Here is a 25,296-nt window from a genome sequence, read left to right as displayed (position 1 = left end):
CGTTACCCTTCCGCGCATGAGCATCGACCAGAACGAGCGCGCGCTGGAAGCCGGCATCCACACTGAGCTGTCGGGCCGCATGACCTATGGCGGCTACCTGCAGCTGGACCGGCTGCTGTCGGCGCAGCAGCCGGTGTCGGACCCCCCGCACCATGACGAGATGCTGTTCATCATCCAGCACCAGGTCTCGGAGCTGTGGCTGAAGCTGCTGGTGCACGAGCTGCAGGCGGCGGTCGGCCACCTGCGCGAGGGGCGGCTCGATCCCTGCCAGAAGATCTTCGCGCGCTGCAAGGCGGTGCTGCGCCAGCTGACCGCCATGTGGTCGGTGCTGGAAACGCTCACGCCCTCCGAGTACGCCGAGTTCCGCCAGTTGCTCGGGCCCTCGTCGGGCTTCCAGTCGGCGCAGTACCGCACCGTCGAGTTCCTGCTCGGCAACAAGAACGCCGGGATGCTCAAGGTGTTCGCCCACGACCCCGAGGCCCAGGCCATGCTGCGCGGCGCGCTGGAAGCGCCGAGCCTGTACGACCAGGCCCTGCGCTACCTGGCGCGCAGCGGCCACCCGGTGCCGGCGCGGCATCTCGAGCGCGACTGGACCCGCCCGCACGTGATGGATCCGGAGCTGGTGCCGGTGTTCGAGCGCATCTACGGCGAAACCTCGGGGCACTGGGAGGCCTACCACCTCTGCGAGGACCTGGTCGACCTGGAGACCGAGTTCCAGCTCTGGCGCTTCCGCCACATGCGCACGGTGATGCGCATCATCGGCTTCAAGCGCGGTACCGGCGGCTCCAGCGGCGTGGGCTTCCTCAAGCAGGCGCTGGAGCTGACTTTCTTCCCGGAGCTGTTCGAGGTGCGCACGCGCATCGGCGGGGCACCGGGCAGCGCCTACTGAGTCGCCGTGGGCGCCGGCAACGGACTGCCGCCCGGGGCCACGTCCCTGGCCTGGGTGCTGGCGCTGGCCGTGCTGGCGCTCGTGAGCCGCGGCCTGCGGCTGGAGCGCTACCGCGGTGATGGCGCAGGCGAGGCCCGGCGCGTGTTGCTGGCCGCGACCGTGGCGGTCATGGCGCTGCGCTGGTTCAACACCTCGGCCTTGCAGGGCGTGGTCCTGCACTTCCTCGGCGCCACCATCGCCACGCTGATGTTCGGCGGGCGGGTCGCCTGCTGGATGATGGCGCTGGCAAGCCTGGCCGGCGTGCTGCTCGGCGCGGCCTGGCAGGGCAGCTGGCCGTTTGATTTCCTGCTCTCGGGCGCCCTGCCGGTCGCGGTCACCGTGGCGGTCGGCATGGCCGCGACACGCTGGGTGCCGCCGAACATCTTCACCTGGGTGATGGTCAACGCCTTCGCTGCCGCCGCGCTGGCGATGGCCGCCTCGTCGCTGGCCACGGCACTGTTCGCGGCCCTCATCAGCGGTCCCGAGGCGGTCTTCGGCGGCCCGGCCACGGCCTATCTCGCGGCCACGCCGCTGATGAGTTTCGGCGAGGCCTTCCTCACCGGCGGGGTCATGGTGCTGGTGGTGGTCTATCGGCCGCAGTGGTGCCCCGGCTTCGACGACCGCACCTACCTGGGGCCCGGGCGACCGATGTAGCGCCAGGCCCCGCGTAAAACCGCCTGATAGGATCCGCGGTTTGCCAAATGGTGGACCCACAGCATGATGCAGCCCGTTCCGGAGACCGCGCCGCCGTCGCGCGGCGCCATGGCCCGCTTCCTCGACGCGATCGAGCGCGTCGGCAACCGCCTCCCGGATCCCGCGATGCTGTTCCTGCTGCTGATGCTCCTGGTCTGGGCCCTGTCCTGGGCGCTGTCGGGCATCGATTTCGCCGCGTCCGACCCGCGCACCGGCGAGCCCATCCGCATCGTCAACCAGCTGGCCGGCGAATCGCTGACCGCCTTCATGGCCAACATGGTCCGGGTCTTCCTCGGCTTCGCACCGCTGGGCGTGGTGCTGGTGGCGATGCTCGGCCTGGGCGTGGCCGAGCACACCGGCTTCATCAACGCCGCCCTGCGCCGCGCGCTGTCGGTGACGCCAAAGCAGCTGCTGACGCCGGCCCTGGTGGCGGTGGCGGTGCTGAGCCATGTCGCGGTGGACGCGGGCTACGTGCTGGTGATCCCGCTGGGCGGGGTGATCTTCTACGCCGCGGGGAGGCATCCGATCGCCGGCATCGCCGCGGCATTCTGCGGCGTCTCGGGCGGCTTCTCGGCCACGCTGTTCGTGCCCTCGTCGCTGGACCCGATGCTCGCGACCTTCACCCAGAGCGCGGCGCAGATCCTCGATCCGGCGCACGTGGTCAACCCGCTCAACAACTGGGTGTTCACCACCGCGTCCTCGTTCCTGATCATCGCCATCGGCTGGTTTGTCACCGACCGCATCGTCGAGCCGCGGCTGCAGCGCATGCAGGTCGACGGCGACACCAGCGACCTGCCGACCATGGAGCCGCTGACCGCGCCCGAGCGCCGCGGCCTGGCCTGGGCGTTGGCGGCCATGGCCATCGCCGGCCTGCTGTTCGCGCTGAGCCTGTGGCCGGACACCAGCCCCTGGCGCGCCGCGCCCGACCAGGTGCCCGACGGCAGCCACCCGCTGCTGGTCGCCGCGGCGCCGGTGATGCAATCGATCGTGGCGCTGATCTTCGTGTTCTTCCTGCTGCCGGGCGTGGTCTACGGCTACGTCGCCGGCACCGTGCAGTCGCATCGCGACATCATCGGCGCGATGACCAGGGCCATGGCGGGCATGGGCTATTACATCGTGATCGCGTTCTTCATCGCCCAGTTCCTGGCCGGCTTCAACGGCTCGGGCCTGGGTACGCTGATGGCGGTCGAGGGCGCCGATTTCCTGAAGGCACTGGGCCTGCCGATGTGGATGACGATCATCGGCCTGATCGCCATGACCGCGATCGTGAACCTGTTCATCGGCTCGGCCTCGGCCAAGTGGGCGCTGCTGGCGCCGATCATGGTGCCGCTGATGATGCAGCTGGGCGTCTCGCCGGACCTGACCCAGGCGGCCTATCGGGTTGGCGACTCGATGACCACCATCCTGACCCCGCTGATGCCGTATTTCCCGCTGATCGTGGTGTTCTGCCAGCGCTACGTGAAGTCGGCCGGCATCGGCACCCTGGTGTCGACGATGCTGCCGTACTCGGTGGCGCTGTCGGTGCTGTGGACGCTGTTCCTGCTGGCGTTCTGGGCCTTCGACGTGCCGCTCGGGATCGGCGCGAGCTACGGCTACCCGTCGGACTGAGCCATCTGCGGCCGGCCATGGCCGCAGGCAGTTCCCAAGACCCCGCCGTCCGGGATAAGTTTGCGCCCGAGACGACCGGCGAAAGCGCGGCCGTGGCGCCGCCGGAGCCCGTGCCTGGGCGTGTGCGGAAGTCCGTTGCACCCAAAGGGGAGTCACGTTGATGAGTTCAAACCGCGTCGAGCCCGCCGGGCCTGGCATGGATCCACCTGCCGCCGGCTCCGGCATCCCGGAGTTCGCCCAGGTCATGGGTCACCCGCGTCCGCTGTGGATGCTGTTCATGACCGAGTTCTGGGAGCGCTTCGCCTTCTACGGCATGCGCTGGGCCCTGGTGCTCTACATCGTGGCCCAGTTCCACGGCGGTGACGCCTCGGGCGAAGCGCCGGCCAGCGAGCTCTACGGCGCCTACCTGGCCCTGGTGTACGCGGCGGCGATCTTCGGCGGCTATGTCGCCGACAAGCTGATCGGCTACCAGCGGGCGATCCTGCTCGGCGCGGTGTTCATGGCCGCGGGCCTGTTCATGATCACCACGCCCAGCGATGCCTGGCTCAAGCTCGGCCTGGCGACGGTGATCGTCGGCAACGGCCTGTTCAAGCCGATCATCTCGACCATGGTCGGCAAGCTCTACGCCACCGGTGACCAGCGGCGCGACTCCGGCTTCACCATCTTCTACATGGGCATCAACATGGGCGCCTTCATCGCGCCCATCCTGACCGGCTGGCTGGCCGAGAAGGTCTTCGGCGCCGACGGCATGCCGGCCTACAAGGTGGTGTTCATCGCCTCGGGCATCGGCATGCTGGTCAGCCTGCTGTGGTTCTGGTTCGGCCGCGCCCAGCTCAAGGGCATCGGCGCGGCACCGGCGGACGCGCCGGGCATGGGCCGCGTGCTGGCGGTGGCGGTCGGTGCCCTGGCCGCGATCCCCGCGTTCTACGCCCTGCTGACGATCGAGGCCGGCGTGCTCAACTGGATCCTGCTGGCGCTGTTCGTGGTGCCGGCGATCATGCTGCTGGTCGAGGGCATCCGCGAAGGCTCGAAGCAGCGCGACATGGTGATCGCGATGCTGATCATCTTCGGCTTCAACGTGCTGTTCTGGATGTTCTTCGAGCAGGCCGGCAGTTCGTTCAACTTCCTGGCGCAGAACATCGTCAACCGCGACCTCGGCGGCTGGATCTTCCCGGTGGGCTGGTTCCAGTCGGTGAACTCGATCGCGATCATCACGCTCGCGCCGATCATCGCGTGGCTGTGGGTGAAGATGGGCCGCGCGAACCCGTCGATCCCGCGCAAGTTCGGCCTGGGCCTGATCTTCAACGGCCTGGCCTTCCTGCTGCTGATGCTGGCGCTGTCGAGCATGGTCGATCCGGCCACGCTGAAGATCCCGTTCTGGACGCTGTTCATGGTCTACGTCATCCAGTCGATCGGCGAGCTCTGCCTGTCGCCGATCGGCCTGTCGATGACCACCAAGCTGGCGCCGTCCAAGCTCACCGGCCTGGCGATGGGCGGCTGGTTCCTGTCGATCGCGATCGGCAACAACCTGTCGGGCATGTTCGCCTCCAGCGTCAGCGGCGAAGGCGGCATGACCGTGGAATCGGCGCATGCCGGTTACACGTTCGGCTTCTGGGCACTGCTCGGCGCGGGCGTCCTGCTGTTCCTGATCGCGCCGCTGATCCAGCGGCTGATGCATGGGGTGAAGTGATCGGGAGCCGGGCGCAGGCGATGTCCTGACCCGGCGCGGCGCCACGCGCGTCGCGAGGGATCCACGCAGCGGCGGCCTTCGGGCCGCCGCTTGCGTTCTGGCTGGCGCCTGGCGCAGTGCGTGGTGACGGCGGCACTTTGACTGGCGCCAAGATCGCGCGCTCCGGGCCGTGGACTTGCCGTCGCTCCGATGGGGATCGCGCGGCCCGTCCCGCACACAGGGGGTGTGCTCCCCCGTCCTGTCCGCATCCTGCTCCCAAGGCCGGCCGCCGGCCATCCATGGCCGGCTGTACGCACACCCCCTGTGCGCGGGACGGGCTGTGGCCAGTGTCGGCTTCGGGGGAAGAGCAAGGGCAACGGCTGAGTGAAAGCCGCAGCTGCAGCCAGAGCTACAGCCACAGCCACCACCACTACAGCCAGAGCTACAGCCACGCCAAGGGCGATCGCGGCTGTAGCCGCTCCTACAGGGGCAGGGGCGCGAGGCTTGGGATTTCGGGTCTTCCCGATCGCGGAGGTGGTGGTGCCTGCCACGGATGCAGGGGGGATGACCAGAGCCGGCCATGGATGGCCGGCGGCCGGAACTGGGAGCAGGACGCGGACATTCCGGCTGGGCATCCCCCCTGCATCCGTGGCAGGCGGCGCGGTCCTCCAAAGAGCGTGCCTCCCACGACGGCGAGGCCTGTTCAGCTTCCATGCGGCGACTTCACGCGTTAAGTTGGCCGATTCGGCTCGTGGAATGCGGGCGCAATCACGGAGTAGCGAGTTGGCCCATCCAGACCACGCCCTCGAGGCCCAGAAGACCATCCTCGGTCACCCGCGCGGCCTGTTCGTGCTGTTTTTCGCCGAGATGTGGGAGCGTTTCTCCTACTACGGCATGCGCGCGCTGCTGATCTTCTACCTCGTGCAGCACTGGATGTTCTCGGACTCCGATGCCTCGGTGATCTACGGCGCGTATACCGCGCTGGTGTACATCGCGCCGGTCGTGGGCGGCTATCTCGCCGACCGTTACCTGGGCCAGCGCAAGGCGGTGCTGTTCGGCGCCGTGCTGCTGACCTTCGGCCATTTCCTGATGGCCTTCGAAGGCACCGGCGGCCAGGACGCGCCGGAGATGAACATCTTCTGGCTGGCGCTGTCCTTCATCATCGTCGGCTCGGGCTTCCTCAAGGCCAACATCTCGGTGATGGTCGGCCAGCTGTACCCGCGCACCGACATCCGTCGCGATCCGGCGTACACGATCTTCTACATGGGCATCAACCTGGGCGCGATGCTCGGTTCGCTGATCGCGGGCTACCTCGGCCAGACCTACGGCTGGAAGTACGGCTTCGGTGCCGCCGGCGTGGGCATGCTGCTGGGCCTGGTGGTGTTCGTGATCGGCAAGCCGATGCTGATGGGCCGCGGCGAGTCGCGCGCACCCGAGCGGCTGGCGAAGCCGGTGCTCGGCGGCATCACCTTCGAGTGGGTGCTGTACGCGCTGTCCTTCCTGTCGGTGGGCCTGGTGTGGTTCATGATCCAGAACCAGAAGCTGGTCGGCTTCCTGCTCGGCGGCGCCGGCGTGGTGCTGCTGGGGTATGTGCTGGTCACGGCGGTGTTCAAGCTCAGCCGCGAAGAGCGCAACCGCATCATCGCCGCGCTCTACCTGATCGTGGGCTCGATCCTGTTCTGGGCGCTGTTCGAGCAGGCGGGCGCTTCGCTCAACCTGTTCACCGACCGCTCGGTGGATCGCGCGATCTTCGGCTGGGAAGTCCCGGCCTCGATGTTCCAGTCGCTCAACTCGATGTACATCATCGCGCTGGCGCCGCTGTTCGCGATGTTCTGGCTGTGGCTGGCCAAGCGCGGCTGGGAGCCGTCGGCGCCGGCGAAGTTCGCGCTGGGCGTGGTGATGGTGGGCCTGGGCTTCCTGGTGCTGGTGTGGGGCGCGCAGGCCGCCGGCCCCGGCGCCACGCCGGTGATCTTCATCTTCCTGATCTACCTGATCCACACCATGGGCGAGCTCTGCCTGTCGCCGGTGGGACTGTCGGCGATGAACCGCCTGGCACCCGCGCAGATGGCGAGCCTGATCATGGGCGCGTGGTTCTTCGCCTCGGCCACCGGCAACTTCGCAGCCGGCCTCATCTCCGCCGCGACCGGTGGCGAGGGCGGCGGCGTGGACCGGGTGATGGAGGTCTACTCCAACGTCGGCTGGCTGGCGGTGGGCGTGGGCGTGGTGATGCTGGTGATCGCGCCGGTGGTCAAGAAGCTCATGCACCTCGAGACGCTGCGTGACGATGACCTCGCGGGGCAGAGCGAGCTCGGCGAGCCGGCCGCTGCCGGGATGGACGTCACCGAGGAACGCCGCTGAGCGGCGCCCGTGCGTACTCGGGCTGAGTGACATGCCGCGCCCTCCGGGGCGCGGTTTTTTCTGCGCGGAGTTCAGTCCAGCGTGACGCCGAGGCCGGCGGCAAGCGGGCCGAGGTGGTCGCGGTAGGGCAGCCAGTCGGGCGCGCGCGGCGCCCGCAGGCCCGAGCGCACCTGCGCGGCGCTGGCGGTGGCGACCGCGCCGCCGCTGCGTTCGGGCTTCAGTACCGCGGGATCGAAGGCCAGGCCGAGATGGCCGGTCACGCGCTGCATCGTGGCCTCGGGATCACGCAGCAGCTCGTGGTGGCGCACATCGAGCACCCTCGGGCCCAGCACGTCCCGCCAGTGCGACATCAAGGCCGCGTGCGCCTGGTGCCAGGCCGCCAGTTCGCCCTGGTCATAGGACCAGCGCGCGAAGCCGCCGTAGAGCATGCGCAGGTTGGAGAAGCACACGTCCATCGGCGCGCGCGTGGTGTGGATGAAGCGCGCCCGTGGCAGCGCGCGGGCGATGCAGCCGAGGAGCAGCGAGTTGGTCGGCAGCTTCTCGGTCCACAGTGCGCGGCCGCGGGCCCGCCACGCATTCGCGGCCATGAAGTCGCGGCCCAGTGCGGGCCAGTCGACCGCGTCCAGCCGCTCCAGCAGCGTCGTGTCGACCAGACCCTGGGCGCGGTGGTCGGCCGCCAGGCGCAGCGCCGCGGCGAAGCCCATGCTCTCGCCGCCTTCGGACACCGACGGATGACCGCCGAGCATGCGCTCGAGCACGCTCGAGCCCGAGCGGAACAGACCGACGATGAACACCGGCGCTGGAGCGTCACGGTCGGCCACGTGTCCCGCGCGCGCGACGAAGTCCGCATCGCAGCGCGCGCGGATCGCATCCACCAGCCGCAGGTCGTCGCCGGCGTCATAGCGCAGCGTCGCCCGCTTGGCGCGCATGCCGCGTTCCAGCTCGGGCCAGGCCTGCGCGTGTTCACCGAGGTCGTGCAGCTCGTCGAACAGCGCATGGCTGAAGTGGATGTCGTGTTCGCTGCCCGGCGCGACGCGCGCGCGCTCTTTGCGCAGCCGCGCGATGCGTACGGGCGCGCCCACGCGGTCCTCGGCGCGCAGCTGCGACAGCCGGCGGTGGGCGTGCGCGAAATGGGGCGCGGCGGCGATCGCCTGCTGCAGGTCCTCGCGCGCACCGGGCATGTCGCCCAGGAACAGCCGGACGCTGCCGCGCACGTAGCGTGCCGGCGCGTGCCCGGGCTCGCGCGTCACGGCGCGGTCCAGCCAGGCCAGCGCCTCCCGGTGCAGGTCTTCGTCGACGAGCAGATCGGCGAGGGCGACGAGGTCGTCGACGGGCGGTGCATCCGCGTGCCCGCCGAGCGTCGCGGACAGCTCGGCCAGCGCACGGGTTTCATGCAGGCCGCGCAGCAGGCGCGCGAGCGCCAGCGCGTGCGGCCAGCCACGCGGTCCGGCCGCATCCGCGCGCAGCGCAGCGGCGTGCATGTCGCGATAGTGGCCGGCGCGGCCGCTGGCAGTGGCCAGTCCGATCCAGGCGCCGGCGTCATCGGGGGTGGCCGCCGCCAGCGCGGCATAGGCCGAAGCGGCGCCGGTCCAGTCGCGGGCCGCGGCCAGCGCGTCGGCGCGCTGCCGGGCGTCGGCGTGCAGAAGATCGGGAGCGCCGGGGCCGGGGACGGACGACATCAGCGCGAGGCGTCAGAGACCGTAGCGTTCCCCGAGCCGATCGAGCATGCGCGAGAACTGCACGCGCTCCTCGTCGCTCAGCGGTGCCAGCAGTTCGCGTTCGTAGGACAGCGCCAGCGGGGCGACTTCGGAGTAGACCTCGCGGCCGGCATCGCTGAGCTCGAGCACCGAGCGCCGGCGGTCGTCGCCGTGGGTCTCGCGATGCAGCAGCCCGCGCTCGAGCAGGCGCGCGACCGCGCGGCTGACCGCGACCTTGTCCATGGCGCTGCGCTCGGCCACGCCCACCGCCGACATGCCGGGGAAACGCCCCAGCACGGCGAGGATCCGCCACTCGGTGATCGCCAGGCCGAAGCGGTCGCCGTAGGCTTCGGCGATCTCCTGGCTGACGACATTCGACAACACGCTCAGCTGGTAGGGAATGAAGCGCTCGAGATCGAGGATCGCGGCGCCGTCGTCGTCTGCGGCAGGGGGCGGAGGAGTTGCGTTCATTGCTGCGTCGCGCCTTGCAACTGGTTTCATCTGAAACTATAACAGTCGACCCCTCCCCGTCCACTGCCAGGAGCCGCCATGAGCGCCCAGACCCAGGCCAGCACCCAGCCGAACCTCGGCATGCAGGTCACCACCTTCGAAAACCCGATGGGCATCAACGGCTTCGAGTTCGTCGAGTTCGCAGCGCCCGCCGGCCGCGCCGATTCGATGCGCGACTACCTGCAGAAGCTGGGCTTCACCGCGGTCGCCCGGCACCGCCAGCGCGCGATCACCCTGTACCGCCAGGGCACGATCAACTTCCTGCTCAACGAGGAGCCCGATTCCTTCGCGTCCGGCTTCGCCGCCAGCCACGGCCCCTCGGCCTGCGGCTTCGCGATCCGCTTCAAGCGTCCGAGCGCCGAAGTGCTGGAGCACGTGCTCGCCAACGGCGGCGAGAAGGCCGACCACAAGGCCGACACCGGCGCGGTCGACTTCCCGGCGATCAAGGGCATCGGCGACTGCATGCTCTACCTGGTCGACGACGGCGCCGACGTCTACGCCGACTACGAGCCGCTGCCGGGCGTGGACCAGCATCCGCGCGGCTTCGGCCTGACCTTCATCGACCACCTCACGCACAACCTGTTCCTCGGGAACATGCAGAAGTGGTCGGACTACTACGAGACGCTGTTCAACTTCCGCGAGATCCGCTACTTCGACATCAAGGGCTCCAAGACCGGCCTGCTGTCGAAGGCGATGACCGCGCCGGACGGCGTGGTGCGCATCCCGCTCAACGAGTCGTCCGACGAGAAGAGCCAGATCAACGAATACCTGCGCGACTACAAGGGCGAGGGCATCCAGCACATCGCGCTGTTCACCGACGACATCTACGAGTCGGTGGAGAAGATGCGCGAAGCCGGCATCGCCTTCCTCGACACACCGGACACCTATTTCGACGTGATCGACCAGCGCGTGCCCGACCACGGCGAGGACGTCGATCGCCTGCGCAGGAACGCGATCCTGATCGACGCCGACATGGAAACGAAGAAGCGCCTGCTGCTGCAGATCTTCGGCCAGAACGCGTTTGGCCCGATCTTCTTCGAGATCATCCAGCGCAAGGGCAACGAAGGCTTCGGCGAAGGCAACTTCCAGGCCTTGTTCGAGTCGATCGAGCGCGACCAGATGCGCCGCGGCGTGCTGTAGACACGGCTTTGGCCACGGATTTGCGCGGATAAAGGCGGACTTGCGCGGATAGAGCGGAAAGGCGGAAAAGGCGGAGAAAGCGAAGGGCGTTTGGCCACGGATGACGCGGATGACGCGGATGACGCGGATGACGCGGATCAGTGCGGGGCCAGCGCAAACACCACGCCCCGCATCGGCTTATTCCTTCAATGGGCTTTCGGCCTCGTTCTCGCCTCGGCCAGATCCGCGCAATCCGCGTCATCCGCGTCATCCGTGGCAAAAAAAGGCTCCCGCTCTTTCCCGATAGCTCCTGCTTTATCCGTGCAAATCCGCGCCTTCAGCGTCAATCCGTGGCAAAAAAAGCGTCAAGGCTTTCCAGGAGACAACCGTGGTCGGATACATGTCGGGGTTTGGCAACGAGTTCGCCACCGAGGCGGTGGCCGGGGCGCTGCCGGTGGGGCGGAATTCGCCGCAGCGGGTGGCGCATGGCCTGTATGCCGAGCAGCTCACCGGGACGGCGTTCACCGCGCCGCGGCATGCCAACCGGCGCAGCTGGCTGTACCGGATCCGGCCTGCGGCGATGCATGGCAGCTTCGAGCTGGTGTCGCAGCCGCGCCTGCATGAGGACTTCTGCGCCGGGCCGGTGACGCCCGACCAGCTGCGCTGGGATCCGCTGCCGATGCCGGCCGACGGCCAGCGGGTCGACTTCGTCGACGGGCTGTTCACCATGGCCGGCAACGGCGGGTCCGCGGCCGGGACCGGCGTCGGCATCCACATGTACGCGGCCAATGCGTCGATGCAGGGGCGCTTCTTCTACAGCGCCGACGGCGAACTGTTGATCGTTCCCCAGGAAGGGCGGCTGCGCATCGCCACCGAGCTCGGCGTGCTCGAGGTCGAGCCCCAGGAGATCGCGGTGATCCCGCGCGGCGTGCGCTTCCGCGTCGAGCTTCCCGGGGCCGGGCAGGGCGGCGGCGCTGCGCGCGGCTACGTCTGCGAGAACTACGGCGCCCTGCTGCAGCTGCCCGATCTCGGACCGATCGGCTCGAATGGCCTGGCCAACCCGCGCGATTTCCTGGCCCCGGTGGCCGCGTACGAGGAGGACGAGGGCGACTTCGAGCTGGTCGCAAAGTTCCAGGGCCACCTCTGGCGCGCCGCGATCGGCCACTCGCCGCTGGACGTGGTCGCCTGGCACGGCAACTACGCGCCATACAAGTACGACCTGCGGCGCTTCAACGCGATCGGCTCGATCAGCTACGACCACCCGGATCCGTCGATCTTCCTGGTGCTGCATTCGCCAAGCGACACGCCCGGCACCAGCAACATGGACTTCGCGATCTTCCCGCCGCGCTGGCTGGTGGCCCAGGACACCTTCCGTCCGCCGTGGTTCCACCGCAACGTCGCCAGCGAGTTCATGGGCCTGGTGCACGGTGCCTACGACGCCAAGGCCGAGGGCTTCGCGCCGGGTGGCTGCTCGCTGCACAACTGCATGACCGGCCACGGCCCGGATGCCGCGACCTTCGAAAAGGCTTCGGCGGCCGACCTCTCCAGGCCCGACGTCATCAGCGACACCATGGCCTTCATGTTCGAGACCCGCGGCGTGATCCGGCCAACGCGCCAGGCGCTCGACGCCGCCCACCGGCAGCAGCAGTACCAGGCCTGCTGGGCCGGCCTGCAGCGGCATTTCCGCGCGGGGTGACGCCCGCCCCGCGCTGCCGGCGGCGTGCATGTCGCCTGCGCCCGGTTTTGTCGTAGCCTTGGGCTCCCGCTTCCGGAGCCCCACGCATGCGCCTGATCCGTACCGCCGCCCTGCCGCTCGCCCTGGTCCTTGCCCTCGCTGCCTGCAACGCCGACCGTGACACCGCCGCGGCGGTGGACGCGTCCACCGCGGCCATCGAGGCGCTCGAGCCCGGCACCGAACCTCCGGGTGCAGCGGATGCGATCCCGGCGTCCGGCGATTCGCGCATGGACGGCTACGCCGTGCTTGACTTCGGCATGTCCGCCGAAGAAGCGCGCACGGACTGGACCGGCAATCCGCTGGAGCCGGCCGGGCCCGCGGAGGATCCGATGGCCTGCCATCACCTGAGTCCGGCGGGGCAGGAGACCCCGGCGCAGCTCGCCTTCATGTTCGAGGACGACATCTTCGTCCGCTACAGCGCCGAGTCCGACCAGATCACCGCGCCCGGCGGCGGCCGCGTCGGCATGGACGAGGCCGCGCTGGCCGGGCTGTACGGCGCGCGCCTGGAGTCGATGCCGCACAAGTACGTCGAGGGCGGCAAGGTGCTGATGAGCCCCGAGGACGCCGGCACGCTGCCCTCGCAGCTGGTCTTCGAACTCGACGCCGCCGGCCGCGTGACCAGCTGGCGCGTCGGGCTTGCGCCGCAGATCGGCTACGTCGAAGGCTGCAGCTGAGCGCCGCGGCCGTCACGGCCATCGCCGCTCCCGCGGGAGCGGTCCGTCTCCAACCGCGCTGAGGGGAAGCCCGATGTTCGAAGCGATCATGTTCACCCTGTTCGGCCTGCTGCTGCTGGGACTGGGCGGTGACTCCCTGGTCAAGGGCGCCTCCGGGCTCGCGCAGGGCCTGCGCATCCCGCCGTTCACCGTCGGCCTGTGCCTGGTGGCGGTGGCCACCTCGCTTCCGGAGCTGGCGGTGAACGCCCGCGCGCTGGTGTCGGGCGACCGCGCGTTGGCGCTCGGCAACGCGGTGGGCAGCAACATCGTCAACATCGGCCTGACCCTCGGCCTGGCGGCCCTCGCGGCGCCGCTGGTGCTGCGCTGGCGCGCGCTCTCGCCGTTGCTCGCGGTGCTGCTGCTGGCGACGCTGGCGGTGGCGCTGATGTCGCTGGACGGCGGGCTGTCGCGCATCGAAGGCGTCATCCTGCTGCTGGCCTTCGCGGCCGTGGTGGCCTTTACCGCCATGCGCGCCGGCGACGAATCGCCCGAGGTCCGGGCCGAAGTCGATGCCTTCATCGCCACCCGCGGCGGCACCGGCCTCAACGTGATCCGGGTGGTGGTGGCCGCGGCCCTGCTGTGGCTGGGCGCAGGGTGGATCGTCGGCCACGTGCCGGTGATCGGGCACGCGCTGGGCATGGACTCGCTGGTCGCCGGCCTGGTGCTGGTGGCGATCGGGACCGCGCTGCCGGAGGCCGCCGCGGCGGTGGCCGGCGCGCGCCGCGGCCAGGGCGACATCGTGGCCGGCCACGTCATCGGCTCGAGCGTCTTCAACCTGCTGCTGGTGCTGGGCGGCATGGCGGCGGTCGGCGGCACCGTGCCGGTGCCAGCCTCGTTCGTGCGCCTGGAGCTGCCGGTGGCCTTCCTGTTCGCGCTGCTGCTGGTGCCGCTTCTGCGCGGCAACACCACGGTCAGCCGCGGCGAGGGCGGGCTGCTGCTGGCGGCCTTCGCGGCCTGGGTGGTGCTGGAGCTCGCGCTCCTGCGCTGAGGCGCGGCTCAGTATCCCTCGTCGTCGCCGCCGTCGGGACGCGGTGGCACGTGCGTGTCCTCGTCCGACTTCCCGGGCAGCTGCGGCCATTCGTCCATGCGCAGCGACAGCGCGGCCTTCGACATCAGGTGCGCGCTGATCGGCGCGGTGATCAGCAGGAAGGCGGTGATCAGCAGCTCGCGCGGCTGCGGGTCGCTGCCCAGGAACAGGTGGTAGCCGACCGACGCGGCCAGCACGCAGCCGACGCCGAGGGTGCTGGCCTTGGTCGGCGCGTGCAGGCGGCGGAAGAACTCGGACAGCTTGACCAGGCCGATGCCGCCCATCAGCAGGAAGAAGCTTCCGACCAGCAGCAGGGCCACCAGCAGCAGTTCCCAGAAGACGTTCATTCGACGATGTCCCTCCGGATGACGTACTTGCTCAGCACCACCGTGGTGACGAAGCCCAGCATCGCGATGATCAGCGCCGCCTCGAAATAGATCGCGGTCTTGAGGTACATGCCCAGCAGCATCAGCTCGGCGATGGCGGTGACGTTGAGCGTGTCCAAAGCGAGGATGCGGTCGGGCACGGTGGGGCCGCGCAAGAGGCGCCACAGCGCGAGCAGCATCGAGGCGCCGACCACGTACATCGACACGCCGATGGCGACGTCGATCAGGCTGTGGCCGAACAGGTGCAGGCCGGCGAATTCGGGCGTGTTCACGGGAAGATCTCCATCAGCGGGCGCTCGTAGCGGCGCTTGATGTCGGCCACCAGCGTCGCTTCGTCGGCCAGGTCGAGCACATGCACGAGCAGGTAGCGGCGGTCGTCGGAGAGCGCGGCGGTCACGGTGCCCGGGGTGAGCGTGATGCAGCAGGCCAGCGCGGTGATGCCGTGGATGTTGCCGATCTCCAGCGGATACCAGATGAAGCCGGAGTGGATCCGCGACTCCTTGGCCAGCACCTGCCGCGCGACGCGCACGTTGCACATCAGGATGTCCCAGAGCAGCACCACGAAGAGCTTCGGCAGCGGGCGCAGCGTGCCGAAGCGGGCGAACTCGCGGTCGATCCGGGTGGCGTAGAGCGGGATCACCAGGCCCAGCACCAGGGCCAGGGTGAACTGCGCGGCGTTGATCTCCGACACCATCAGCAGCCAGAACGCCATGATCGCCAGGGTCAGCGGCAGCGAGGGCAGGAAGGCACGGCGGTTCACGGCAGCCTCCTCGCCGGCATGGCCGCGCGCACCTGCTCGATGTAGGTCGACGGCGCCAGCAGCTGGTCCGCGGTGGCGCGGGTGTAGGCGGTCACCGGTCCGGGCGCCACCGACATCGCCACGCCGTAGCTCAGCAGGAGCATGGTGGCGACGGTCTCGGGCAGCCTCAGGCGGCCACGTGCGTTGCGCGGGAGGTCACCGGGCAGGGACGCCTGCACCGGTGCGGGCTTCCAGAAGATCCGCGTGCCGGCACGGGTCAGGCCCACGATCACCAGCATGCTGCTGCCCAGGATCGCCGGCCAGGCCCACTGGATGTCGGCCTCGGGCACCGCTTGCAGCAGCATCGTCTTGCCGATGAAGCCCGACAGCGGCGGCAGGCCGGCCACCGAGACCGCGCCCACCAGGAACATCACGCCCGCCATCACGCGCACGCCGGGCGCGGGGACGAAGGCGCGCAGCGCGTCGCCGGCATCGCCGCGCCCGCGACGCACCAGGTCGGCGATCAGGAACAGAGCCGCCGCGACGAAGGTGCTGTGCACCAGGTAATAGAGGCCCGCGGCGATGGTGCCGGCCGAACGCAGGCCGAAGGCGATGAACAGCGTCGTCGCCGAGACGATCACGATATAGGCCACCAGCACCCGCAGCCGCGAGGCGGCCAGCACGCCGAGCGTGGCCAGGGCCAGCCCGCCGACCGCGGCCGGCAGCATCCACTCCCAGCCGTAGCCGGCCAGCGGACCGGCGTGGTCGCCCAGGACCAGCGAGCCCACGCGCAGCACCGCGTAGATGCCGACCTTGGTCATGATCACGAACAGCGCCGCGACCGCCGCCGGTGCGCGCGTGTAGGCCTCGGGCAGCCACAGGTACAGCGGCAACAGGGCGGCCTTGGCGCAGAACACCGCCAGCAGCAGGCCGATGGTGGCCTTGGCCAGCGGCAGGCTCGCTTCCGGCACCTCGGCCACGCGCGCCGCCAGCTCGGCCATGTTGAGCGTGCCGAAGACGCCGTACACCAGGCCCAGCGCGATCAGGAACAGGGTCGATGCGGCGATGTTGAAGGCCACGTAGTGCAGGCCCGCGCTCATGCGCACGCCACGGCCACCGGAGAGCAGCAAGCCGTAGGAGGCGATCAGCATCACCTCGAAGAACACGAACAGGTTGAACACGTCGCCGGTGAGGAAGGCCCCGTTGAGGCCCATCAGCTGCAGCTGGAACAGTGCGTGGAAGTGCGGCGCGCGCCGGTCCCAGCCCGAGCACGCATGCAGCAGGCAGGCCGCGCCCAGCAGCGAGCTGGTGAGCACCATCATCGCCGAGAGCCGGTCCACCATCAGCGCGATGCCGATCCGGGCCGGCCAGTCGCCGACCAGGTAGACCAGCACCGAGCCCTGGTGCGCGCGCGCCACCAGCAGCGCCGAGACCAGCACGGTGGCAAGCATGAACACCCAGCCCACCGAGCGCTGGACCACGGTGCCCACGCGCCGGTGCTCGACGAACAGCGACAGCGCGCCGCCCAGCAGCGGCAGCAGGATCGGGAGGATCGGCAGGTGGGTCATCAGCGCTGCTCCCGGTCGTCGCGCACGTCGCCGGCATCGACATGGTCGCTGTCGTTGTCGGCGCGGCTGCGCATGGCCAGGACGATGGCCACCGCGGTCATCGCGAACGAGATCACGATGGCGGTCAGCACCAGGGCCTGCGGCAGCGGATCGGCGTGGTTGGCCAGGGTGGCATCCAGGCCGGGCTGCAGCACGGGGGGCTTGCCCACGACCAGGCGGCCGCTGGAGAAGATCAGCAGGTTGGTGGCGTAGGACAGCAGGGTCAGGCCGAGGACGACGTCGAAGCTGCGCGCGCGCAGGATCAGGTAGACGCCGGCGAAGACCAGCACGCCGATGCCGCTGGCGATGGCCATTTCCATCAGATGGCCTCCCCGGTGATGGCCGAGCGTGTGGCCGGGTCGATCGTGCCGCGGTGGGCGATCATCTTCTTGGAGGGCTTGAGCGTGCCCATCATCGACAGGATCAGCATCGTGCTTCCGAACACCACCAGGTAGACGCCGAGATCGAACACGGCGGCGCTGGCCAGGGGGATCGTGCCCAGCAGCGGCAGCTCGAGGTCGTAATGGCCGCTGGACAGGAAGGGCAGGTCGAGCAGCATCGCCCCGGCGCCGCCGAACAGGGCGATCAGCAGGCCCAGGCCGATCGCGCGGATGTAGTCGAAGCCGAAGCGCGCCTCGACCGACGCCGCGCCCTGGATCACATACTGGATCAGCAGCGGCACCGCCAGGGTCAGGCCGGCGATGAAGCCGCCGCCGGGCGAGTTGTGGCCGCGCAGGAACAGGAAGATCGAGACCACGAGCGTCAGCGGGAACATCATCTGCGCCAGGTCGGCCGGCACCGGCAGCTTGATCGGCGGGCCGGGCATGACCTTCTCGGGCGCCATGCGCGCGCGGCGCAGCATGGCGTGCACCGCAAGCCCGGCGATGCCGAACACGGTGATCTCGCCCAGGGTGTCGAAGCCGCGGAAGTCGACCAGGATCACGTTGACGATGTTGCTGCCCCAGGCCTCGGGCAGCGCGCGCGCGGTGATCTCGGCGGCGGCGCCGTTGATCGGCGGGCGGGTCATCATCACCCAGGCCAGGGCGGCGGTGCCGGCGCCGGCCACCAGTGCGACCGCGCCATCGCGCAGGCGCCGCCAGATCGAGCGCTCTGGGGGCGAATCCTTGGGCAGGTAGTGCAGGCCCAGCAGCATCAGCGATACGGTCACCAGCTCCACCAGCAGCTGGGTGAGGGCGAGGTCGGGCGCCGACAGCGCCACGAAAGTCATGCTGACCGCCAGGCCGCAGCCGCCGATGATGATCACCGCCAGCAGCCGGTTGCGGTACAGCGCGAGCGTCGCCAGCGCGCTGCACACCAGCAGCAGCCACAGCACCCAGGCCAGGCGGACCATCGGCTGGGAGACGAACGCGACCGGCGGCCGTGGTTCGCCCCAGGCGGCGACGAAGGGCGCCGCGCCGGCGGCGATCGCCACCAGCACCAGCCACAGCAGGCTGCGCTGCATGCTGCCGTTGGCGACGGTGTGGGTGAAGCGGCGGCCGAGGCGGAACAGCGCCTCGATGTTGAGGTGGAACAGCCGGCGCCCCTGCGACTGGCGCACGATCGCATGCAGGTCGAGCACGCGGTCGAGGCCGAGGTAGAGCAGCACGCCGCAGACCACGCCGCCCAGGCTCATCAGCAACGGCGTGTTGATGCCGTGCCAGACCGCCAGGCTGTAGTCGGGCAGCGCGTCGCCGAGCACGCCGCGCGCCGCGGTCTCCAGCGCCGGGCCGACGGTCCACTGCGGCGCGATGCCCACCGCCATGCAGGTCACCACCAGGATCGCCACCGGCACCTGCATGAAGCGCGGCGGCTCGTGCACCGGCGTGTCCACGGCCCGCGGCCCGCGGCCGAGGAAGGTGTCGCGGACGAAGCGCAGGCTGTAGGCCACGCCGAAGGTCGCGAACAGGAAGGCGGCGACGGTGATGAAGCCGCGCATCTCCTCGTGCCCCTCGATCTCCAGCGCCTGGGCGAAGAACATCTCCTTCGACAGGAAGCCGTTGAGCAGCGGGATGCCGGCCATCGCCAGCGAGGCGATGATCGCCAGCGCGCTGGTGTAGGGCATCAGCCGGCGCAGGCCGCCGAGGCGGCGCATGTCGCGGGTGCCGGTCTCGTGGTCGATGATGCCGGCGGCCATGAACAGCGAGGCCTTGAAGGTGGCGTGGTTGAGGATGTGGAACATCGCCGCGACCACGGCCATCGGCGTCGACAGGCCCAGCAGCAGGGTGATCAGGCCGAGGTGGGAGATGGTCGAGTACGCCAGCACGCCCTTGATGTCGTGCTGGAAGATCGCGTTCCAGGCGCCGATCAGCAGCGTCAGCGCGCCGACGCTGGAGACCACGTAGAAGAACAGGTCGGTGCCGGCGAGCGAGGGATGCAGGCGTGCGAGCAGGAACACGCCGGCCTTCACCATCGTCGCCGAGTGCAGGTAGGCGGAGACCGGCGTGGGCGCGGCCATCGCGTGCGGCAGCCAGAAATGCACCGGGAACTGCGCGCTCTTGGTGAACACGCCGGCCAGCACCAAGCCCAGGATCCAGGGATAGAGCGCGTCGGCGCGGATCGCGTCGCCGGCCGCGAGCACCGCGTCGAGCTCGTAGCTTCCGACCACGCGTCCGATCAGCACCACGCCACCGAGCAGCGCCAGGCCGCCGGCGGCGGTGATGGTCAGCGCCATGCGCGCGCCCTCGCGGGCATCGTCGCGATGGAACCAGAAGCCGATCAGCAGGAACGAGCTGATCGATGTCAGCTCCCAGAACACGACGGTGAGCAGGAGGTTGCCCGACAGCACCATGCCCAGCATGGCGCCCATGAACACCAGCAGGAAGCAGAAGAAGCGGCGGGTCTTTTCCTGCGGGCCGAGGTAGTAGTGCGCATACAGCACCACCAGGGCGCCGATGCCCAGCACCATCAGCGAGAACATCCAGCCCAGGCCATCCAGGCGCAGGCTGAAGGCGAGGCCGGCCTGCGGCAGCCATTCGTGCATCGCGCGCGGGATGTCGCCGGCCATCACCGACGGCGTGAGCCACGCCAGCACCGCCAACGCCAGCAGCGGCGCGAGACCGGCGAGCCACGCGACCGCCCGGGCTGGCGCATCGCGCAGGATCGCGAGCACCAGCGCCAGCACGAATGGCAGGGCCAGCATCAGTTCAAGCATCAGTGTCCTTGGGTCTTGCAGGGGGACGCCGCGCTCCGCACGGCCCTGCCGATTCTAGCAGCGCGGGATGTCACGCCCCGGTGGCCGCGTCGCCTATCCTGCGTCGATGCGTTCCACTGCAGCCGCCATCGCCATGCGCCACCGGACGCCGTTCGCGTGAGCGCCACGGGCGCGCGTGCGCTGCTGTTCGGCGGAAGCGGACAGGTGGGTGCGGCCGTGCTCGCGCGCCTGCTGCACGCGGGCTGGGAGGTCGATGCGCTGTCGCGCAGCGACCAGGTGCCGGCGCCGGGACTGCGCTGGCTGCGCGGCGGGTTCGACGCCATGCCCGCGCTGGCGCGCCGCTACGATGCGATCGTCAGTTGCGGCCCGCTGGACCATTTCGCGCACTGGCAGGCGCGCACCGGCATCGACGCGTCGCGCGTGGTGGCCTTCGGGTCGACCAGCCTGGCGGTCAAGCGCGGCTCGGCGGATGACGGCGAGCGCGGACTGGCGGCGCGGCTGGCCGCGGCCGAAGGCGCGCTGTTCGCCGCCGCGAAGGCGCGCGGCACGACGGCGATCGTGCTGCGCCCGACCCTGGTCTACGGGGCCGGACGCGACCAGACCCTGACCCGCATCGCGGCGATGGCCCGGCGGGCCGGGGCGTTCCCGCTTCCGCGCGGCGCCGTCGGCCTGCGCCAGCCGGTGCACGTGGACGACCTGGCGGCGACCGCGCTGGCCGCGCTGGCCGCGCGCGGCGCCGGCGGCCGCGGCTATGACCTGCCCGGCGGCGAAACCCTGGCCTATCGCGACATGGTCGCGCGCGTCCTGGCGGCCCTGGAGCCACCCGCGCGCCTGGTGGAGCTGCCGGCGCCGCTGTTCGCGCTGCTCGCCGGCGCGCTGCGCGCCACCGGCCGGCTGCAGGGCTTCGGCGCCGAAGCGCAGGCGCGCCTGCGCCAGGACCTGGTGTTCGACCTCGCGCCGGCGGCCAGGGCGCTGGGGCACGCCCCGCGGGCCTTCAATCCCGACGCGGCGATGTTCCAGGCGCGATGAGCGCAGCGGCGCTCAGATCTCGCGCGCCGGCGGCAGCGGGCGCGCCTTGGCCAGCGCGCGCAGCGCGATCGCCGCCACGCCGCCCAGCACCAGTGCGCCACCGATCCACAGCTGCGGACCCGGCTCGTCGCCCCAGAACACGATGCCCAGCCCGACCGCCAGCAGCGGCGTCAGCAGCAGCCACGGCGTGAGCTGGGCCACCGGATGGCGCTGCAGCAGCAGGAAGTACACGCCGTGGCCCAGCAGCGAGGCCACCAGCGCCGAATAGGCCACGCCGATCCAGGCGCGCGGGCTGGCTTCGGCCAGCGCGGCCAGCCCGCCCGGCTCGAAGGCGAGGCTGATCGCCAGCAGCGGCCCGATCGCGATCAGCGCGCTCCAGCCCTGCTGGGTGACCAGGCCGATCCCGCCCAGCCGGCGCATCAGCACCGTGCCGAGGGCGAGGAACGCGGCCGAGGCGAGCATCGCCAGCATCGCCGCGGGCTTGTCGATGAGCGAGGGATCGAAGCCGATCACCATCACGCCGATGAAGCTCGCCGCGATCGCGGTGCCGGTGCGCCAGGCGAAGCGCTCGCCGAGCACCACCCATGCCAGCAGGGCGGACATCGGCACGTAGCTCTGCATCACGATCGCGACCGCGGACAGCTCGCCGGCCAGCCGCAGCGCCCAGAAGCTGAGGCCGAAATGCAGGACGTTCATGCACACGGCCACGGCCAGGAAGCGCGGCCACTGCGCGCGCCGCACCGGCTTGAGGAAGGGCGCCAGCACCAGCGCCACGATCGACATGCGCAGCGCGGTGTACAGGAAGGCCGGCAGCTCGAGCAGGGCATAGGCGGAGAACAGGAAGTTCCCCGCCCAGGCCAGGCAGATGGCCAGGACCAGCAGGAGGTCGCGAGGTGACATGCGGCATTGTCACCCGCGCGGCCCGCGGCCTACCAGCGCAGGCCGAGCCGGCGGTAGAGCTTGGCCAGCACCCAGGCGGGTCCGATCAGCAGGTAGACCAGGTCGGTCAGGAAGCTCGGCTTGCGGCCCTCGAGCTTGTGGCCGACGAACTGCGCGATCCAGGCGACGACGAACACCGGGATCGCGAGTTTCAGCAGGCCGCCTCGCCCCAGTTCGGCGAACAGCCACCAGGTCAGCGCCGAGAACGCCACGAACACCAGCAGCATGCCGACGCCGAGCGCACGCGAGCTGCGCTGGTAGAACAGCCACGCCGCGAACATCGGCAGCGCGGCCCAGATGCCCGGCTGGAACAGCGTGCCGGGCGCGGGGATGCACCACAGCAGGGCGATCACGCTCCACGCGATCGCCGGGACCGCCAGCACGTGGATGGCCTGGTTGGTGTGGTTGCGATGGTCGCCCGAATAGCTGTCGAACCAGCGGTCGATCGGGCGGTCTGCGTGTCCCTGCGCTGCCATGCGGGCTCCCCGGCGCGTGTCTCGCCAGAGCATAGGCCAAAAGCGGGCGCGGCTGGCGGGTCCTCAGCCGTCGTGGAGGGCGGCGTCCGGGATGCCCGGCCCAAGGCCCAGCCGCGCCCGGACTTCGGCGGCGACGCGCGCGGTCTCGCGCAGGGGCAGCGCCTCGAAGGGCATCGCCGCCGCGTCGAGCGGCCGGATGCGCCCGCGCGCGAGCAGGGCATCGACGAAGCGGCGCGGACGCCCGCGCATCGCCGTGGGCCGGTGGACGAAGACCGGCGCACGGGTGGCGCAGGCCTCGGACAGCATGTTGACCGAGTCGGCCGTGCAGGCCAGCAGGTCGGCCCAGGCCAGCATGCCGGCATACGGGTTGGCGCCGTCGCCCGCATCGGCCCAGCTGCGCGCGGGGACCGGCGGCGACCAGGCACGCAGCGCGGCGCGCACCGCGTCGGGCGTGCGGCGCGAGGCCACCACCATCAGGCTGCCGCCTTCGCGCAGCGCCATGGCGCCGGCGTCGCGCAGCAGCGTATCGAACTCCTCCACGCCGAAGCCGGCGTGGCCGCTGGGGCCGCCCACCAGCACCGCGATCCGCGGCGCGGGCAGGGCGGCCAGCGCGGGGAGTGCGCGGCGAGCCTCCGCCAGCCACGCGTCGTCCACCGGATGCAGGCTGCCGGCCAGGGTGATGACGTTGTCGCCGCGGAGGCCGTCGTGTTCGGGCGCCACGACCAGGTCCCAGTGCCGCGGCGGCAGGCGCGGATCGAGCACTTGGACCACGCGCGCGCCGTGCCCGCGCAGCAGGCGGGTGGCCAGTGCCGCCTGGCGTCCACAGCCCACCGCGAGCGCCGGCGGCGCGGACAGCAGGTCACTGAACGCCGGGCCGAACGCATGGCGGTCGCCCGGGCTCCTGCGCGGCGCCAGCCAGCGCCACGGCGCCCGCGGTTCCAGCACGTGGCCGGCAGCCGCGAGTGCGAGCGCCTGCGCCAGCGCCAGCGCCTGGCGCGCATTGCCGGCGCGGCCATCGCTCAGCGCCAGGGTGCGCGGTGCAGCGCCATCTGCGGGAATCGACACCATGCGTTGCGGCCGTGGGACGTGGGAACTCCGCCGGGACTCTACACTGGCGCTCCACTGCACCGAACCACGAGGGATCCTGATGTCCGAAGCGCTGTCCGACGCCACGCTCGCGCGCCTGTTCCGCGAAGCGCGCACCCACAACGCCATCGGTGGCGAGGTGGATGACGCCACCCTGCGCGCGCTGTACGACCTGGTGAAGTTCGCGCCCACCGAGGCCAACGCCTGTCCCGCGCGCTTCGTCTTCGTGCGTTCGCCCGAGGCCAAGGCGAAGCTCGCGCCCGCACTCAGCGACGGCAACCGCGACAAGACCCTCGCCGCGCCGGTGACCGTGATCGTGGGCCACGACATGGCGTTCTTCGACAAGCTGCCGGTGCTGTTCCCGCACACCGACGCGCGCTCGTGGTTCGCGGATTCGGACGAGGCGCGGCTGGATCGCGTCGGCCTGCGCGGCTCGAGCATGCAGACCGCCTACCTGATCCTCGCCGCGCGCGCGCTGGGCCTGGACTGCGGTCCGATGACCGGCTTCGACAACGCGATGGTCGACGCCGCGTTCTTCGCCGGCACGTCGGTCCGCTCCAACATCCTGGTCAACCTCGGCCATGGCGATGCGGCGCAGCTGTTCCCGCGCTCGCCGCGGCTGTCGTTCGACGAGGCCGCGCGCATCGAATGAGCGCCGTTGCCGGACAGGTTCCGGGCGGGCCGCGGCTGCGGCGCGCCGGCGCACGCGGCCACGTCGCGGGTGCCGGTGGCATCGACGCGGTCGAAGCCTTTTCCCGCGCGGACGCGATCGATCCGGCCTGGATGGGCTGGGGCGCGCTGCGCGTGCTGTCGACCCAGTCCTGGCCGCCCGGTGCCGCGCGCGACGAGGGCCGGGTCGCCAACATGGAGCGGCTGCTGCTGGTGCTGTCCGGGGCCATGGACGCCGACTGCGGCGAACTCGGCCGCCAGCGCGTCGAGGCCGGCGCAGCCCTGTACATCGGGGCCGGCCACGGCGTGGTCGTGCGGCTGGCCAACGCCTCGTCCACGCAGCCCCTGCGCCTGGTCGAAGCCTGGCTGCAGCCCGATCGGGTCAATGCGCCGCCGCGGATCGAGTTGCGGGCCGCTTCGCCTGCGCTCGATGCGGAGCATGCGGCTCCATCCGCGTCCGCGTGGACGCTGCTGGCCGCGGGAGAGGGACCCGTGGCGGGCGCATCCGCGGCGGTCGAAACTCCGGCCGCTGCCGCTGCCGCTGCCGCTGCCGCTGCCGCTGCCGCTGCCGCTGCCGCTGCCGCTGCCGCTGCCGCGAGTTCGCCCGCGTCGGCCGACCCGCTGCCCATCCGTCTGCGGGCGCAACTGCTGTCGGCCTGCCTGGCCCGGGGATCCAGCCTGGACCTGCCGGTGTGCGCTGCCGGCCGGTACTGGCTGGAGGTGATCGACGGCGAGCTGGTCGTGCAGGCCCCGGCGGCCGTCGCCGATCCCGGTCTGCGCTTGCTTGCGGGAGACGGCATGGCCTGGCCCGCAGACGGGCTGGCGCCCGTGGCCGTGGCTGCCGCTGGCGATCGTCCGGCCCGCGTGCTGCTCGTCGCCCTTCCGGCCTGAGCGGACCCGCGCCGCCGGGGCAGGCTAAACTGTCGCGGTTCCCCAGCCCCGGTCACGCCACGATGTCCACCGCCCAGCCGCAGCCCGCCAACGCCGAGAAGCAGTACGAGGTGCGTCGCGCCGACCTGCCGCTGAGCTGCCCGCTGCCGGCGATGGCGCTGTGGAACTCGCATCCGCGCGTCTACCTGCCGATCGAGAGCGAAGGCGGCCAGTCCGACTGCCCGTATTGCGGCGCCCATTTCGTCCTGGTCGACTGAGCGCGGCGC

Annotated in this window: 23 protein-coding genes and 1 pseudogene; 13 read left to right on the top strand and 11 right to left on the bottom strand. The window is 70.7% G+C overall.

The features are described 5' to 3' along the window. The first annotated feature begins 16 nt into the window (after positions 1–16). The 5 genes from JG616_RS05965 (at position 17) to JG616_RS05945 (ending at position 7,256) form a co-directional block, all read left to right on the top strand. Positions 17–889 carry a tryptophan 2,3-dioxygenase family protein gene (locus JG616_RS05965; RefSeq protein ID WP_199362327.1) on the top strand — a complete coding sequence of 291 codons (873 nt, stop codon included), beginning with the start codon at positions 17–19 and terminating at the stop codon, positions 887–889. 6 nt (positions 890–895) lie between these two features. Then, complete coding sequence (locus tag JG616_RS05960) at positions 896–1,582, top strand: energy-coupling factor ABC transporter permease (protein ID WP_199362326.1); 687 nt, start codon at positions 896–898, stop codon at positions 1,580–1,582. 63 nt (positions 1,583–1,645) lie between these two features. Beyond that, positions 1,646–3,229 (top strand): AbgT family transporter, encoded by a 1,584-nt coding sequence (locus JG616_RS05955; RefSeq protein WP_199362325.1) that lies wholly within the window; start codon positions 1,646–1,648, stop codon positions 3,227–3,229. A 196-nt stretch (positions 3,230–3,425) separates the two neighbouring features. Further along, on the top strand, positions 3,426–4,919 hold the full coding sequence (locus JG616_RS05950) for an oligopeptide:H+ symporter (RefSeq protein WP_234446656.1): 1,494 nt from the start codon (positions 3,426–3,428) through the stop codon (positions 4,917–4,919). A 762-nt stretch (positions 4,920–5,681) separates the two neighbouring features. After that, positions 5,682–7,256 (top strand): peptide MFS transporter, encoded by a 1,575-nt coding sequence (locus JG616_RS05945; RefSeq protein WP_235972996.1) that lies wholly within the window; start codon positions 5,682–5,684, stop codon positions 7,254–7,256. A gap of 71 nt (positions 7,257–7,327) precedes the next feature. Here JG616_RS05945 and JG616_RS05940 read toward each other — a convergent pair whose 3' ends face one another. Next, entirely contained in the window at positions 7,328–8,935 is a 1,608-nt protein-coding gene (locus tag JG616_RS05940) for a sulfotransferase (RefSeq protein ID WP_199392001.1), read from the bottom strand. A gap of 12 nt (positions 8,936–8,947) precedes the next feature. Further along, positions 8,948–9,424: a MarR family transcriptional regulator gene (locus tag JG616_RS05935; protein ID WP_199392000.1), complete on the bottom strand. Its 477-nt coding sequence runs from the start codon at positions 9,422–9,424 to the stop codon at positions 8,948–8,950. A 78-nt stretch (positions 9,425–9,502) separates the two neighbouring features. Here JG616_RS05935 and hppD point away from each other — a divergent pair, with 78 nt between their 5' ends. The 4 genes from hppD (at position 9,503) to JG616_RS05915 (ending at position 14,018) form a co-directional block, all read left to right on the top strand. After that, entirely contained in the window at positions 9,503–10,603 is a 1,101-nt protein-coding gene (gene hppD, locus JG616_RS05930) for a 4-hydroxyphenylpyruvate dioxygenase (RefSeq protein WP_199362320.1), read from the top strand. Between the two features lie 379 nt (positions 10,604–10,982). After that, a complete protein-coding gene (gene hmgA / locus JG616_RS05925) occupies positions 10,983–12,278 on the top strand; it encodes a homogentisate 1,2-dioxygenase (RefSeq protein WP_199362645.1) in 1,296 nt (431 codons plus the stop codon). A gap of 86 nt (positions 12,279–12,364) precedes the next feature. After that, positions 12,365–12,991 carry a lectin gene (locus JG616_RS05920; protein ID WP_207748955.1) on the top strand — a complete coding sequence of 209 codons (627 nt, stop codon included), beginning with the start codon at positions 12,365–12,367 and terminating at the stop codon, positions 12,989–12,991. Positions 12,992–13,064: 73 nt separating this feature from the next. After that, positions 13,065–14,018 carry a sodium:calcium antiporter gene (locus tag JG616_RS05915; RefSeq protein WP_199391999.1) on the top strand — a complete coding sequence of 318 codons (954 nt, stop codon included), beginning with the start codon at positions 13,065–13,067 and terminating at the stop codon, positions 14,016–14,018. A 74-nt stretch (positions 14,019–14,092) separates the two neighbouring features. Here JG616_RS05915 and JG616_RS05910 read toward each other — a convergent pair. From JG616_RS05910 to JG616_RS05885, 6 genes and pseudogenes are all read right to left on the bottom strand, one after another. Beyond that, positions 14,093–14,404 (bottom strand): annotated as a pseudogene (locus JG616_RS05910) (Na+/H+ antiporter subunit G); the annotation flags it as partial. After that, positions 14,401–14,643, bottom strand: coding sequence for a K+/H+ antiporter subunit F (locus JG616_RS05905; protein ID WP_234446655.1), 243 nt, complete (start codon positions 14,641–14,643; stop codon positions 14,401–14,403). The gene JG616_RS05905 and the pseudogene JG616_RS05910, both read right to left, overlap by 4 nt. 68 nt (positions 14,644–14,711) lie before the next feature. Further along, positions 14,712–15,155 (bottom strand): Na+/H+ antiporter subunit E, encoded by a 444-nt coding sequence (locus tag JG616_RS05900; protein WP_199362642.1) that lies wholly within the window; start codon positions 15,153–15,155, stop codon positions 14,712–14,714. 44 nt (positions 15,156–15,199) lie between these two features. Beyond that, on the bottom strand, positions 15,200–16,750 hold the full coding sequence (locus JG616_RS05895) for a monovalent cation/H+ antiporter subunit D (RefSeq protein WP_199362317.1): 1,551 nt from the start codon (positions 16,748–16,750) through the stop codon (positions 15,200–15,202). Continuing rightward, complete coding sequence (locus JG616_RS05890) at positions 16,750–17,109, bottom strand: Na+/H+ antiporter subunit C (protein ID WP_199362316.1); 360 nt, start codon at positions 17,107–17,109, stop codon at positions 16,750–16,752. Before JG616_RS05890 ends, JG616_RS05895 begins: the two co-directional genes overlap by 1 nt. Further along, a complete protein-coding gene (locus JG616_RS05885) occupies positions 17,109–19,940 on the bottom strand; it encodes a monovalent cation/H+ antiporter subunit A (protein WP_199362315.1) in 2,832 nt (943 codons plus the stop codon). Before JG616_RS05885 ends, JG616_RS05890 begins: the two co-directional genes overlap by 1 nt. Positions 19,941–20,096: 156 nt before the next feature. On the opposite strand from JG616_RS05885, the gene JG616_RS05880 reads away from it, so the two are divergent. Then, complete coding sequence (locus JG616_RS05880) at positions 20,097–20,969, top strand: NAD-dependent epimerase/dehydratase family protein (RefSeq protein ID WP_199362314.1); 873 nt, start codon at positions 20,097–20,099, stop codon at positions 20,967–20,969. Between the two features lie 12 nt (positions 20,970–20,981). On the opposite strand, the gene JG616_RS05875 is transcribed toward JG616_RS05880, so the two are convergent. The 3 genes from JG616_RS05875 to JG616_RS05865 all read right to left on the bottom strand — a co-directional run bounded on the left by JG616_RS05875 (position 20,982) and on the right by JG616_RS05865 (position 23,449). Then, positions 20,982–21,869, bottom strand: a complete 888-nt coding sequence (locus JG616_RS05875) for a DMT family transporter (protein WP_199362313.1) — start codon at positions 21,867–21,869, stop codon at positions 20,982–20,984. 29 nt (positions 21,870–21,898) lie between these two features. Further along, entirely contained in the window at positions 21,899–22,384 is a 486-nt protein-coding gene (locus JG616_RS05870) for an Mpo1-like protein (RefSeq protein WP_199391998.1), read from the bottom strand. A 63-nt stretch (positions 22,385–22,447) separates the two neighbouring features. Then, entirely contained in the window at positions 22,448–23,449 is a 1,002-nt protein-coding gene (locus JG616_RS05865; RefSeq protein WP_343224984.1) for a mitochondrial fission ELM1 family protein, read from the bottom strand. An 82-nt stretch (positions 23,450–23,531) separates the two neighbouring features. On the opposite strand from JG616_RS05865, the gene JG616_RS05860 reads away from it, so the two are divergent. From JG616_RS05860 to JG616_RS05850, 3 genes are all read left to right on the top strand, one after another. Further along, complete coding sequence (locus JG616_RS05860) at positions 23,532–24,122, top strand: malonic semialdehyde reductase (RefSeq protein WP_199362310.1); 591 nt, start codon at positions 23,532–23,534, stop codon at positions 24,120–24,122. Continuing rightward, positions 24,119–25,030 carry a hypothetical protein gene (locus tag JG616_RS05855; RefSeq protein WP_199391996.1) on the top strand — a complete coding sequence of 304 codons (912 nt, stop codon included), beginning with the start codon at positions 24,119–24,121 and terminating at the stop codon, positions 25,028–25,030. The genes JG616_RS05860 and JG616_RS05855 overlap by 4 nt, the downstream gene beginning before the upstream one ends. Before the next feature lie 62 nt (positions 25,031–25,092). Then, a complete protein-coding gene (locus JG616_RS05850) occupies positions 25,093–25,287 on the top strand; it encodes a zinc-finger domain-containing protein (protein ID WP_199362308.1) in 195 nt (64 codons plus the stop codon). Positions 25,288–25,296: the final 9 nt, after the last annotated feature.

Source organism: Luteimonas sp. MC1895, from assembly GCF_016457215.1.
In the GTDB taxonomy this organism is placed as follows: Bacteria; Pseudomonadota; Gammaproteobacteria; order Xanthomonadales; family Xanthomonadaceae; genus Luteimonas.
Note: the sequence above shows the minus strand (reverse complement) of the source record. Positions and strands in the feature narration are given on the sequence as shown.

Coding starts and splice junctions, on each gene's coding strand:
- JG616_RS05965 (WP_199362327.1), top strand. CDS start 17: ATGAGCATCGACCAGAACGAGCGCGCGCTGGAAGCCGGCATCCACACT.
- JG616_RS05955 (WP_199362325.1), top strand. CDS start 1,646: ATGATGCAGCCCGTTCCGGAGACCGCGCCGCCGTCGCGCGGCGCCATG.
- JG616_RS05950 (WP_234446656.1), top strand. CDS start 3,426: ATGGATCCACCTGCCGCCGGCTCCGGCATCCCGGAGTTCGCCCAGGTC.
- JG616_RS05940 (WP_199392001.1), bottom strand. CDS start 8,935: ATGTCGTCCGTCCCCGGCCCCGGCGCTCCCGATCTTCTGCACGCCGAC.
- JG616_RS05935 (WP_199392000.1), bottom strand. CDS start 9,424: ATGAACGCAACTCCTCCGCCCCCTGCCGCAGACGACGACGGCGCCGCG.
- hppD (WP_199362320.1), top strand. CDS start 9,503: ATGAGCGCCCAGACCCAGGCCAGCACCCAGCCGAACCTCGGCATGCAG.
- hmgA (WP_199362645.1), top strand. CDS start 10,983: ATGTCGGGGTTTGGCAACGAGTTCGCCACCGAGGCGGTGGCCGGGGCG.
- JG616_RS05920 (WP_207748955.1), top strand. CDS start 12,365: ATGCGCCTGATCCGTACCGCCGCCCTGCCGCTCGCCCTGGTCCTTGCC.
- JG616_RS05915 (WP_199391999.1), top strand. CDS start 13,065: ATGTTCGAAGCGATCATGTTCACCCTGTTCGGCCTGCTGCTGCTGGGA.
- JG616_RS05905 (WP_234446655.1), bottom strand. CDS start 14,643: ATGTACGTGGTCGGCGCCTCGATGCTGCTCGCGCTGTGGCGCCTCTTG.
- JG616_RS05900 (WP_199362642.1), bottom strand. CDS start 15,155: ATGGCGTTCTGGCTGCTGATGGTGTCGGAGATCAACGCCGCGCAGTTC.
- JG616_RS05895 (WP_199362317.1), bottom strand. CDS start 16,750: ATGACCCACCTGCCGATCCTCCCGATCCTGCTGCCGCTGCTGGGCGGC.
- JG616_RS05890 (WP_199362316.1), bottom strand. CDS start 17,109: ATGGAAATGGCCATCGCCAGCGGCATCGGCGTGCTGGTCTTCGCCGGC.
- JG616_RS05885 (WP_199362315.1), bottom strand. CDS start 19,940: ATGCTTGAACTGATGCTGGCCCTGCCATTCGTGCTGGCGCTGGTGCTC.
- JG616_RS05875 (WP_199362313.1), bottom strand. CDS start 21,869: ATGTCACCTCGCGACCTCCTGCTGGTCCTGGCCATCTGCCTGGCCTGG.
- JG616_RS05870 (WP_199391998.1), bottom strand. CDS start 22,384: ATGGCAGCGCAGGGACACGCAGACCGCCCGATCGACCGCTGGTTCGAC.
- JG616_RS05860 (WP_199362310.1), top strand. CDS start 23,532: ATGTCCGAAGCGCTGTCCGACGCCACGCTCGCGCGCCTGTTCCGCGAA.
- JG616_RS05855 (WP_199391996.1), top strand. CDS start 24,119: ATGAGCGCCGTTGCCGGACAGGTTCCGGGCGGGCCGCGGCTGCGGCGC.
- JG616_RS05850 (WP_199362308.1), top strand. CDS start 25,093: ATGTCCACCGCCCAGCCGCAGCCCGCCAACGCCGAGAAGCAGTACGAG.